We start from the raw sequence: 11,844 nt of genomic DNA on the forward strand, positions 1-11,844 counted from the left end.
AGAACGTGGCTCGCGCTTTGCGCGCATGCCAGCTGCGGGCAAGACGGTCTTGCCTGACTATGCCCGTGTCAGAATTCTTTGAACGCAGTTTAGAGCGCGAGCCGTTCAGCACCGTGGGATCGAGTGAGAGCCTCGAGCTCCTCATAAAGCGATTCCGCAAAACTGCGCAGTACCGTCAGCTCGAAATCATTCATGCCGGTGCGCGTGAGCTGCACCGAAATATGCCCGAAAAGCGTCATGGCACTGCATCCCTCCGGGAAGCTCGATGGATACAGGTCGAGTGCCGTACCCTTGTTGAGCATCCGGGCGGCGTCCGGGCCTGAAACAAGGATACGGATACGGCCGTGGCTTTGGTCGCAAATGAAGGCGCGGCCTGACAGGGCATTCGCAAGAGCCTGTCTTTGAGATTGAGCGAGCTGCTCGTTGCCGACGACGAACCATTGCCGGTATCCGGCCGGGCGCACGGAGCTTTCCTTCAGTCCCACCGCAAGCAGATGGGTTGTGATCTCCTCGCTCGTGGTCGCGCCCATCACATGCAGGAGGTGGCCTTCGGGCAGGGCTTCCAGCCGGATTGTCTCGCTCCGCAAAACGATCTTGCCGGCAAGGACCGGCTTTGATGTCGGCAAATCAGGCATGGAGTTTCTCGTTCTGAGGGTCGATGAAGACGGGGCTGCAGATTACTGCATCCGTGAATTCGTTTCTGAGGCCGTTCCAGACGATAATCTTTTCGCCGATGCGCTCCGGCCCGTTCTTGATGAGGGCGAGCCCGATCGTATGGCCAAGGCTCGGCGAAAAGGCGCTCGATGTCACGTAGCCCTGATCATTTTCGAGCGTCGCTGCCGCGCCTTCCGCCAGGATATGGGCGCCGGTGCGGAAACTGGTTGCCGGGTTCACCGGTTTGACACCAACGAGGCGCGGTCGGTCAACTGCCTGGAGGCCTTCGCGTTGAAGCATTGCCTTGCCGATGAAATCGGGTTTGGTGGTCGAAACCATGCGGGCAAAGCCAAGATCGCCGGGCGTTACCGTGCCGTTGATCTCTGCATGGGTGACGTGACCCTTCTCGATGCGAAGAACGCCGAGCGCCTCGGCGCCATAAGCGCAGATTTCATATTTTCGACCTGCCTGCATGATGGCGTCGGCAACTGATTCGCCATAGGCCGCCGGGACGCCAAGCTCATAGGCGAGTTCGCCGGAGAAGGATATGCGAAAGAGCCGGCCTTCGAGCTTGCCGCCGAACAGCGAAACCGAGCGTGCGCTCATGAACGGGAAGGCGGCATCGGAAATGTCCTCATCGACGATCTCCGAGAGGATCGCCCGCGATTTCGGACCCGCGACCGCCATCTGTGCCCATTGGTCGGTCGAGGAGGCAAAATAGACATCGAGCTCGGGCCACAGCGTCTGGGCGCAGAATTCCAGATGGGTCAGCACGCCGGCGGCAAGCGCCGTCGTCGTCGTCATGAAGAAATGGTCTTCGCTCAACCGGCTGGTGGTGCCGTCATCATAGATCATGCCGTCTTCGCGCAGCATGATGCCGTAGCGCGCCTTGCCGACAGGCAGCTTGGCAAAGCCGTTGCAATAGATGCGGTCGAGGAAGGTCGCGGCATCCTTGCCGAAGATTTCGATCTTGCCGAGCGTCGAGACATCGCAGATGCCGGCATTCTTGCGGATGTTCAGCACTTCGCGATCGACGCTTTCGCGCCAGGTTTCTTCACCAGGGCGCGGGAACCACGACGATCGATACCAGAGGCCGGTCTCGACGAAGACCGCGCTGTTTTTCTTTGCCCATTCGTGCAAGGGGGATTTGCGCGCCGGCTGAAAATGCTTAGCCCGCGAAGTACCTGTCAAAGCGCCGAAGGAGACCGGTGTATAGAAAGGCCGGAATGTCGTGGTGCCGACCTCGGCCGGCGAGATGCCGCGGGCCTCGGCGAGGATGCCGATGGCATTGATATTGGAGAGCTTGCCCTGGTCGGTCGCCATGCCATTCGTCGTATAGCGCTTGGCAAGCTCGACATCACCGTAGCCCTCGCGCACGGCAAGGCCCAGATCCTTCAAATGCACGTCGTTCTGATAATCGACGAAGGCTTTGCCCTTGCCGCCTTTGACATACCAGAGCGGCGCAGCGGCCGCCGATGTCTCTTCCGCTGAAGCAAAGGCGGGGTCAACCTTGCCAAAACCAATTGCCTGCAATGCCTCGGCAGCCTTGATCGCTCCGTCGCCAAGGCAGCTATCCGTAGAAGCAAGGCCTGCTGCGGAGCCGGCAATCAGCAAGCCATCCTGTCTTTCCGGCGCAAGAAAGGCTCCATGTTTTTCCGACCAGACCGGCCTGGCACCGCGATGGCACGCGAGATGGATGATCGGGCTCCAGCCGCCAGACATGGCGAGCGCATCGGCATCGATGTCCTGCGTACCTGAACCGCTCGCAACGCTGACCCCACGGACTTGCTTGGTGCCAAGCGCATCGATGATGCACGCGCCGGTCAGCACCCGCGCCCTGCCATTCCAGCGTTCACCACTATTGGCGCGCGTATCGATGATGGCGGCAACTTCGACGCCTGCAGCCTCGAGGTCGGCGGCGGTCCGGTAGCCGGAACTGTTGGTCGTGAAGATCACAGTGCGTTTGCCGGGAGCGATCGCTTGCCGGTTCAGATAGCTGCGCATGGCGCCAGACATCATCACGCCTGGAATGTCGTTGCCACCGAATACGAGCGGCCGCTCTTCTGCCCCGGTCGCGAGGATCGCCTGCTTGGCGATGATGCGCCAGAGGCGTTCGACCGGCTGGCGAGGGTCGGGCGTTGCCACATGCTTCTGGACACGCTCGACCGCACCGAAGACATTGTCGTCGTACCAGCCGATGACAGTGGTGCGTGGCAGGCATTGCACATTCGGCAGGCTGGTGAGCTCCTGCAGCATCTCCTTGAGGGGCGAGCTGGGCTCCGAGAGCAAACTGCCGCCGAGAGCGAAGCCTTCGTCCGCGAGAAGAACGCGTGCTCCGGCGCGCCCCGCCGTCAGTGCCGCAGCAAGACCCGTAGGCCCAGCACCGATCACGAGCAGATCGCAATGCGCCCAGCTTTTCTCATAGGAATCGGGATCGACTTCATGGGACGCCTTGCCGAGACCGGCGGCCTTGCGGATCAGCGGTTCGTAGACCTTCTCCCAGAAGGCGGCAGGCCACATGAAGGTCTTGTAGTAGAAGCCGGCGCTCAGGAAGGGCGAGAGCGGCCCGTTGACGGCGCCGACATCGAAGCCGAGGGAAGGCCAACGGTTCTGGCTGTGCGCGATGAGCCCGTCATGGAGCTCGATCATCGTGGCACGGGTGTTGGCCTCCGTGCGTCCACCCGTACCGGTCGTGACGAGTGCATTGGGTTCGGCGGCACCAGCCGTCAGGATGCCGCGTGGGCGGTGATATTTGAAGCTGCGGCCGACGAGCTGGATGCCGTTGGCGAGCAGGGCGGACGCAAGCGTGTCGCCGGGATGGCCGGCGAGGTCCTTGCCGTCGAAGCTGAAGGCAATGGCTTTGGAGCGGTCGATCAGGCCACCGGAGGAAAGACGATAGCTGCTCACGCGCCACCTCCGAGCTTGGCCAGTGCCGCATCGCTGACGCCATGAACCTTGTGGGTGACTGTATCGCGCTCGACGATCAGCCAACGGCGGCAGCCGGAGGAGTGGTGCCAATATTCCCTGTGCAGTCCTTTCGGATTGCCGCGAAGATAGACGTAGTCGTACCAGTCTTCCGCGCCGGCATCGGCTGCCGGGCGGGCGAGGTTCGCGTCACCCTTGATGGTAAACTCCTCCTTGGGTCGGGCGCCGCAATGAGGGCAGGAAATCAGGCTTGCCATCGTGTCATGTCCTCAATGCAGGTTCGGTTGGGCGCCGACGCCCTTTTCATCGATCTGATAGCCGCGCTGGAACCGGTCGAGGCGTAACTGTCGCGCCGTTTCATGCGGCTCGTTGCGGGCGATCAGGTGTGCGTAGCAGTAGCCCGATGCCGGTGTCGCCTTGAAGCCGCCGTAGCACCAGCCGGCGTTCAGATAGAGATTGTCGAGATGGGTGCGGTCGATGATCGGAGAACCATCCATGCTCATGTCCATGACGCCGCCCCAGCTGCGCAGGTAGCGCACGCGCGTCAGCGCCGGGATCATCGCCACGCCGGCTTCGGCGACATGCTCGACGGTCGCAAGGTTGCCGCGCTGGGCGTAGGAATTGTAGCCGTCGATATCGCCGCCGAAGACGAGGCCGCCCTTGTCGGATTGCGAGACATAGAAATGGCCGGCGCCGAAGGTGACGACGCAGTCGATGAACGGCTTCAGGCCCTCGGAGACGAAGGCCTGAAGCACATGGCTTTCGATCGGCAGGCGCAGGCCCGCCATATCGGCGACGACGGTGGAATTGCCGGCTGCCGCGAGAGCCAGCTTACCGCAGCCGATGAAGCCCTTCGTGGTTTCGACACCTGTGACGCGGCCATTCTCGGAACGAATACCAGTCACTTCGCAGCCGGTAATGATATCGACGCCGCGGCTGTCAGCTCCGCGGGCATAGCCCCAGGCTACGGCGTCGTGACGGACTGTGCCGCCACGCGCCTGCAGCAATCCGCCCATGATCGGGAAACGGGCATTTTCAAAATCGAGGAAGGGTAGCTTCCTGCGAACGGCTTCGCGGTCCAGCAGCTCAGCATCGACCCCGTGCAGGCGCATGGCATTGCCGCGCCGGGTATAGGCGTCGCGCTGCGCATCCGAATGGAAGAGGTTGAGCACGCCGCGCTGCGAGACCATGGCGTTGAAGTTGAAATCCTGCTCCAGCCCTTCCCAGAGCTTCATCGACAGCTCGTAAAAGGGATTATTGCCGGGCAACAGATAGTTGGAGCGGATGATCGTGGTGTTGCGGCCGATATTGCCGGAGCCGAGATAGCCCTTTTCCAGAACAGCGACATTGGTGACGCCGAAGGTCTTGGCGAGATAGTAGGCTGTTGCCAGCCCGTGGCCGCCGCCACCGACAATGATCACGTCGTAATGCGGTTTCGGTTGCGGCTGCCGCCAGGCTGGCGCCCAGCCGCTATTGCCGCGTAAGCCGTTGAGAAAGACAGAGAGAGCCGAATAGCGCATGGTCAGGTCCGCTTTGAATTGCGTCCATGATGACAGAGTGGAAAATGCCGACTTGCCCAATTAGGACTTATTTCAGTAGAAAAGGGACATGGCGTCGATCGACACAAGAAATACCCAGAATGTCGGCTTCATCCTGATCCCGGGATTCGCGCTGATGTCCTTTGCATCGGCGAGCGAACCGCTGCGCGCCGCCAATCTCCTGGCCGGGCGCGAAATCTATCGATTGTCGACCTTTTCGCCGGACGGTGCCCCGGCGGTATCATCGGGCGGGGTGCCCGTGCCGGCCGAGCCTCTTCCGGGTCGCGGATCCGGTCTTGGCACGGTCTTCGTCTGCGCCGGCGGCTCACCCCGGGACTGGCACTATCCTGCCGTTCTCGCCTGCCTGCGCCAGCTCGCGCGCGAAGGCGTTCGCATCGGCGGCATTTCCGGCGGTCCCTATCTGCTTGCTGCCGCCGGGCTTCTGGCCGAGCGCGATTTCACCATTCACTGGGAGCATGCCCCGGCCTTGCTCGAAGCCTTTCCGACGCTCTCGCCGCGTCAGGCGCGCTTCGTCATCGACGGCAACCGAATTACCTGCGGCGGCGGCATTGCGCCGCTCGACATGATGCATGTGCTGATATCCGAGCGCATGGGCGCCGATTTTGCCCGGCGCGTCAGCGACTGGTACCTGCACACGGAGGTGAGCGAGCCCGCGGCGCCGCAGCGCGGTTCGCTTGCCGAGCGTTACAGCGTTCACCATCCGGGTCTCCTCAACGTCCTGGAAAAAATGGAAGAGACGATCGAGATGCCGCTCGACCGTACGGCCATGGCACGGATTGCCGGCGTCACGCCGCGTCACCTCGACCGGCTCTTTGCTGCCCATCTCGGCTCGACGTTCCTTGAGCAATATCGGCGGATAAGGCTGCAGCATGCCCGCCGGCTCCTGGAACAGAGCCCGCTTTCGATTTCCGAAATCGCCGTCGCCACCGGCTTTTCCAGCGGCGCACACTTCGCCAGGGCATACCGTTTTCTTTACGGGATCGCGCCCGGCGAAACCCGTCGCATCTGATTTTCGTCGCAGTTGAGAAAATTTCACTGGGAGGATAGAGTCCTTTCCGACAAGCCCTGCCGACAAAAAGGATACAGAATGAAAACCAAGGCAGATAAAATAGCGGCCGACGACCCATCCCACGGCGGACGCTCGGCTTTCCTGCAAAATCCGCATGCGGTGCGCGAGCCCAAGGAAAACAATCTCGAAATGGCGATCGGCCACGAGGTCCGCGCCTATCGCAAGAAGCTCGGCATCACCGTGACGGATCTTGCCGCCGCGACGGGCATCTCGCTCGGGATGCTGTCGAAGATCGAAAACGGCAATATCTCGCCGTCGCTGACGACGCTGCAATCGCTGTCGCGCGCACTCGGCGTGCCGTTGACTGCCTTCTTCCGCCGGTATGAGGAGCCGCGCAATGCCGTCTTCGTCAAGGCTGGCCAGGGTGTCGAGCTCGAACGGCGCGGCACGCGCGCCGGCCATCAATATAATCTGCTCGGTCATATCGACAACAATTCCAGCGGCGTCATCGTCGAGCCCTATCTCATCACGCTGACGGCGGATTCCGATGTCTTCCCCACTTTCCAGCATGAGGGCATGGAGTTCCTCTACATGCTGGAAGGCGAGGTGATGTACCGCCACAGCGATCAGCTCTACCCCATGCAGCCCGGCGACAGCCTTTTCTTCGATGCGGACGCGCCGCATGGGCCGGAAGTGCTGGTGAAACTGCCGGCAAAATATCTGTCGATCATCAGTTACCCACAACGCGGCAAGACGGACTGACTTGCCTTAAAAGAAAAAAATATTCTTTTGAGTTGAAAAACCGCATTGGACCTGATAGCCATTTTTGCAGATGCGAAAACGGAGGGTTTGGGCATGTGCGGAATTGTCGGTCTTTTCTTGAAGGATAAGGCGCTGGAGCCGAAACTCGGCGCGCTTCTGTCTTCCATGCTGATCACGATGACCGATCGCGGACCTGATAGCGCAGGCATTGCGATCTACGGCAACGATAGCGGCAACACGGCGAAGATAACCGTTCAGTCGGCCGATCCGGCAAAGGATTTCGACGGGCTGGAATATGAGCTGAGACGGGCGCTCGACGTTCCGGTGGCCGTCGTGGTCAAGAGCACGCATGCAGTCATCACGCTTGCCAAGGACAAGCTTGATGAGGGCAGAGCAGCGCTTGCGGCATTGCGCCCGAATATCCGCGTGATGAGCAGCGGCGATACCGTCGAGATCTACAAGGAAGTCGGCCTGCCGAAGGATGTGGTCTCACGCTTTGGCGTGACCGGCATGTCCGGCACGCACGGCATTGGCCATACGCGCATGGCGACGGAATCGGCCGTCACGACGCTTGGCGCCCACCCCTTCTCCACCGGGTCGGATCAGTGCCTGGTTCACAACGGTTCGCTGTCGAACCACAACAACCTTCGCCGCGAGTTGAAGCGCGAGGGCATGATCTTCGAAACGGAAAACGACACCGAAGTCGCCGCCGCGTACCTCACCGCCGAAATGGCGAAAGGCAAGGATCTCGGTGCGGCGCTCGAAAGTGCCGTCGACGATCTCGACGGTTTCTTCACCTTCGTCGTCGGCACCAAGTCGGGCTTCGGCGTCGTTCGCGATCCCATCGCCTGCAAGCCGGCGGTGATGGCGGAAACCGATCAATATGTCGCCTTCGGTTCCGAATATCGCGCGCTCGTCAATCTCCCCGGCATCGAGGCTGCCCGCATCTGGGAGCCGGAGCCGGCAACTGTCTATTTCTGGGATCACGAAAAGGCTGCCTGATCGGGCGCGCTGAAATCGAGAGAGTTTTTCATGCCAGTTTTCGACCTATCCGTCACGCCGCTGCGTGAACTTAACAGCGCACTCCACGGCCTTGCTGCCGGCGCCAACGATACGGCTTTCGAGGTCGTCAATCCCCGTGGTCATCATGCGGTGGCCGCCGGCATCGACGCGCCCGTCACCGTCGATATCAAAGGCTCCGTCGGCTACTACTGCGCCGGCATGAATGATGGTGGCAATGTCATCGTTCATGGCTCCGCCGGCCCGGGCGTCGCGGAAAACATGATGTCCGGCACGGTCGTCATCGAAGGCGATGCCAGCCAGTATGCCGGTGCAACCGGCCACGGCGGGCTGCTTGTCATCAAGGGCAACGCCGCCTCGCGCTGCGGCATTTCGATGAAGGGCATCGACATCGTCGTCTACGGCAATATCGGCCATATGTCTGCCTTCATGGGGCAATCCGGTCATCTGGTCGTGCTCGGTGACGCTGGTGATGCGCTCGGCGACAGCCTCTATGAGGCCAAGCTCTTCGTCCGCGGGTCGGTCAAAAGCCTCGGCTCCGACTGCATCGAAAAGGAGATGCGTCCGGAGCACCTCGCAAAGCTCTCCGAGCTTCTGGAAAAGGCCGGCGTGCGCGGCGTCAGGCCGGAAGAGTTCAAGCGCTACGGATCGGCGCGCAAGCTCTACAATTTCAACATCGACAATGCCGACGCGTATTAAGGCGAAGGGGACCTCATGAGCTACCACAATCCGCATACGCCGCCGCGCAAGTCCGCCACCTTCGACGATCACACGCTGGCCGAAATCCGCCGCGCGGCGGCGACCGGCATTTATGATATTCGCGGCGCCGGCACGAAGCGCAAGGTGCCGCATTTCGACGACCTGTTGTTCCTCGGCGCGTCGATCTCCCGCTATCCGCTCGAAGGCTATCGCGAGAAGTGCGATACGACCGTCGTCCTCGGCAGCCGCTTCGCCAAGAAGCCGATCACGTTGAAGACCCCAATCACCATTGCCGGCATGAGCTTCGGCGCGCTTTCAGGCAATGCCAAGGAGGCGCTCGGGCGCGGCGCGACGCTTGCCGGCACGTCGACCACGACAGGCGACGGCGGCATGACGAACGAGGAACGCGGCCATTCGCAGACGCTGGTCTATCAGTATCTCCCCTCGCGCTACGGCATGAACCCGAAGGATTTGCGTCGCGCCGATGCGATCGAAGTGGTCGTCGGGCAGGGGGCAAAGCCCGGCGGTGGCGGCATGCTGCTCGGCCAGAAGATCTCCGATCGCGTCGCCAACATGCGCAATCTGCCGAAGGGCATCGACCAGCGTTCGGCCTGCCGCCATCCGGACTGGACCGGTCCGGACGATCTCGAAATCAAGATCATGGAGCTGCGCGAGATCACCGATTGGGAAAAGCCGATCTATGTGAAGGTCGGCGGTGCGCGTCCCTATTACGACACCGCTCTTGCCGTAAAGGCTGGTGCCGACGTCGTCGTGCTTGACGGCATGCAGGGTGGCACGGCTGCGACCCAGGACGTCTTCATCGAGAATGTCGGTATGCCGACGCTTGCCTGCATCCGCCCCGCCGTCCAGGCGCTGCAGGATCTCGGCATGCATCGCAAGGTGCAGCTCATCATCTCCGGCGGCATCCGGTCCGGCGCGGATGTGGCCAAGGCTCTGGCGCTTGGCGCTGACGCGGTTGCCATCGGCACGGCGGCGCTGGTCGCAATCGGTGACAACGATCCGAAATGGGAAGAAGAGTATCAGAAGCTCGGCACGACGGCTGGGGCCTATGACGACTGGCACGAGGGCAAGGACCCTGCTGGTATCACCACGCAGGATCCGGAGCTGGCAAGCCGGCTCGATCCCATTGCGGCTGGTCGCCGCCTTGCCAATTATCTGAAAGTCATGACGCTGGAAGCGCAGACGATTGCCCGCGCTTGTGGCAAGAATCACCTGCACAACCTGGAACCGGAGGACCTGTGTGCGCTGACGATGGAAGCTGCCGCCATGGCGCAGATTCCGCTCGCCGGCACCAACTGGTATCCGGGCAAGGGAGGCTTTTGACATTCCGGCCGGGCCGAAAGGCCCGGCCGGTGCATGCATCATCGAAGTGTCTCTAAGAAATCCAAAGGGGAACGAGAATGACACTGGATCTTGCTGCCTTTGCCAAAGACAAGGGCATCAAATATTTCATGATCAGCTATACCGATCTTTTTTCCGGCCAGCGTGCCAAGCTGGTGCCTGCTCAGGCGATTGCCGGCATGCAGGAAGACGGTGCCGGCTTTGCCGGCTTCGCCACCTGGCTCGACATGACGCCGGCCCATCCCGACCTTTTTGCCGTACCCGATGCCTCCTCCGTCATCCAGCTCCCATGGAAGAAGGATGTTGCCTGGGTCGCGGCCGATTGCATGATGGAGGGCGAACTGGTCGCCCAGGCGCCGCGCAACGTGCTGAAGAAGCTCGTGAAAGAAGCGGAAGCAGCGGGCAAGCGCGTCAAGACCGGCGTCGAAGCTGAATTCTTCCTAATCACGGCCGATGGCGCCAAGATTTCCGACGAATATGATACGGCGGAAAAGCCCTGCTATGACCAGCAGGCCGTCATGCGGCGCTATGACGTCATTTCCGAGATCTGCGACTATATGCTGGAACTCGGCTGGGGCGCCTATCAGAACGACCACGAGGACGCCAACGGCCAGTTCGAGATGAACTGGGAATTCGACGATGCCCTGAAGACGGCGGACAAGCACTCCTTCTTCAAATTCATGGTCAAGTCGATCGCCGAGAAGCACGGGCTTCGCGCCACCTTCATGCCGAAGCCGTTCAAGGGTCTGACGGGCAATGGCTGCCATTGCCATATCTCCGTGTGGGACAATGACGGCAGGGCCAATGTCTTTGCCGACAGGGAAGCCGAATTCGGCCTCTCGGCCGAGGGCAAGCATTTCCTCGGTGGCATCATGAAACATGCCTCGTCGCTGGCGGCGATCACCAACCCGACGGTCAATTCCTACAAGCGCATCAATGCCCCGCGCACGACATCGGGCGCCACTTGGTCTCCCAACACCGTGACATGGACCGGCAACAACCGCACCCACATGGTACGCGTGCCCGGTCCTGGCCGCTTCGAGCTGCGCCTGCCCGATGGTGCCGTCAATCCCTATCTGCTGCAGGCGGTCATCATCGCTGCCGGCCTCGATGGCCTTCGCAATAGGGCCGATCCGGGACCGCATCACAACATCGACATGTATGCGGAGGGTCACCTGGTGAAGAATGCGCCGCGCCTGCCGCTCAATCTGCTCGATGCTCTGCGTGCCTACGACGAGGACGAGGGGCTGAAGCAGGCGATCGGTTCGGAGTTCTCCGAAGCCTATCTGAAGCTCAAGCATCAGGAATGGAACGCCTACTGCTCGCACTTCACGCAGTGGGAGCGCGACAGCACGCTCGATATCTGAGTGCGCAGCGGAACAATGCCAGAGTTGACCCATGCACCGGGGCGGGCCGCCCCGGTGCAAAAGCGGAATTTTGGCCGCAGACGGCGGAGGAAGATCAGCATGACGAGCTATGTATTAACAGTGGCGTGCAAGTCGACGCGTGGGATTGTTGCGGCGATCTCGAACTATCTGGCCGAACAGGGCTGCAACATCGTCGATTCCAGCCAGTTCGACGATCTCGATACCGGCATGTTCTTCATGCGCGTCTCCTTCATCTCCGAAGAAGGGGTTGGCGAGGCGGCGCTCATCGAAGGCTTCAAGCCGATCGCCGAGAAGTTTGCCATGGTGTCGGAGTTCCACGATGCCAGGAAGCGCATGAAGGTGCTGCTCATGGTGTCGCGCTTCGGCCATTGCCTCAACGACCTGCTCTATCGCTGGAAGATCGGCGCCTTGCCGATCGACATCGTCGGCGTCGTCTCCAACCATTTCGATTACCAGAAAGTGGTCG

11 protein-coding genes are annotated in these 11,844 nt (G+C 61.3%); 7 read left to right on the plus strand and 4 right to left on the minus strand.

All coding sequences use genetic code 11. From position 1 onward, the window contains the following. Positions 1 to 89: 89 nt before the first annotated feature. The 4 genes from GA0061100_RS21445 to GA0061100_RS21460 are packed head-to-tail and all read right to left on the minus strand — an operon-like array spanning position 90 to position 5,099. Entirely contained in the window at positions 90 to 635 is a 546-nt protein-coding gene (locus GA0061100_RS21445) for a sarcosine oxidase subunit gamma family protein (protein ID WP_075854736.1), read from the minus strand. Next, positions 628 to 3,561: a sarcosine oxidase subunit alpha family protein gene (locus tag GA0061100_RS21450; protein WP_075854737.1), complete on the minus strand. Its 2,934-nt coding sequence runs from the start codon at positions 3,559 to 3,561 to the stop codon at positions 628 to 630. The genes GA0061100_RS21445 and GA0061100_RS21450 overlap by 8 nt, the downstream gene beginning before the upstream one ends. Then, positions 3,558 to 3,836 carry a sarcosine oxidase subunit delta gene (locus GA0061100_RS21455; protein WP_075854738.1) on the minus strand — a complete coding sequence of 93 codons (279 nt, stop codon included), beginning with the start codon at positions 3,834 to 3,836 and terminating at the stop codon, positions 3,558 to 3,560. Before GA0061100_RS21455 ends, GA0061100_RS21450 begins: the two co-directional genes overlap by 4 nt. Positions 3,837 to 3,848: 12 nt before the next feature. Further along, positions 3,849 to 5,099: a sarcosine oxidase subunit beta family protein gene (locus GA0061100_RS21460; protein ID WP_075854788.1), complete on the minus strand. Its 1,251-nt coding sequence runs from the start codon at positions 5,097 to 5,099 to the stop codon at positions 3,849 to 3,851. An 88-nt stretch (positions 5,100 to 5,187) separates the two neighbouring features. On the opposite strand from GA0061100_RS21460, the gene GA0061100_RS21465 reads away from it, so the two are divergent. The 7 genes from GA0061100_RS21465 to GA0061100_RS21495 form a co-directional block, all read left to right on the plus strand. After that, entirely contained in the window at positions 5,188 to 6,147 is a 960-nt protein-coding gene (locus GA0061100_RS21465) for a GlxA family transcriptional regulator (RefSeq protein ID WP_075854739.1), read from the plus strand. Between the two features lie 78 nt (positions 6,148 to 6,225). After that, positions 6,226 to 6,909 carry a helix-turn-helix domain-containing protein gene (locus GA0061100_RS21470; protein ID WP_075854740.1) on the plus strand — a complete coding sequence of 228 codons (684 nt, stop codon included), beginning with the start codon at positions 6,226 to 6,228 and terminating at the stop codon, positions 6,907 to 6,909. Between the two features lie 93 nt (positions 6,910 to 7,002). Beyond that, positions 7,003 to 7,911, plus strand: coding sequence for a class II glutamine amidotransferase (locus GA0061100_RS21475; RefSeq protein ID WP_075854789.1), 909 nt, complete (start codon positions 7,003 to 7,005; stop codon positions 7,909 to 7,911). A 30-nt stretch (positions 7,912 to 7,941) separates the two neighbouring features. Further along, positions 7,942 to 8,628 carry a GltB/FmdC/FwdC-like GXGXG domain-containing protein gene (locus GA0061100_RS21480; protein WP_075854741.1) on the plus strand — a complete coding sequence of 229 codons (687 nt, stop codon included), beginning with the start codon at positions 7,942 to 7,944 and terminating at the stop codon, positions 8,626 to 8,628. Positions 8,629 to 8,643: 15 nt separating this feature from the next. Continuing rightward, positions 8,644 to 9,972 carry an FMN-binding glutamate synthase family protein gene (locus tag GA0061100_RS21485; RefSeq protein WP_075854742.1) on the plus strand — a complete coding sequence of 443 codons (1,329 nt, stop codon included), beginning with the start codon at positions 8,644 to 8,646 and terminating at the stop codon, positions 9,970 to 9,972. 77 nt (positions 9,973 to 10,049) lie between these two features. Then, positions 10,050 to 11,357 (plus strand): type III glutamate--ammonia ligase, encoded by a 1,308-nt coding sequence (glnT, locus tag GA0061100_RS21490; protein WP_075854743.1) that lies wholly within the window; start codon positions 10,050 to 10,052, stop codon positions 11,355 to 11,357. 99 nt (positions 11,358 to 11,456) lie between these two features. Beyond that, a partial coding sequence (locus GA0061100_RS21495) for an ACT domain-containing protein (protein ID WP_342195952.1) occupies positions 11,457 to 11,844 on the plus strand: 388 nt, incomplete at its 3' end.

Source organism: Martinezella hainanensis (genome assembly GCF_900094555.1).
Classification (GTDB): Bacteria; Pseudomonadota; Alphaproteobacteria; order Rhizobiales; family Rhizobiaceae; genus Rhizobium; species Rhizobium hainanense.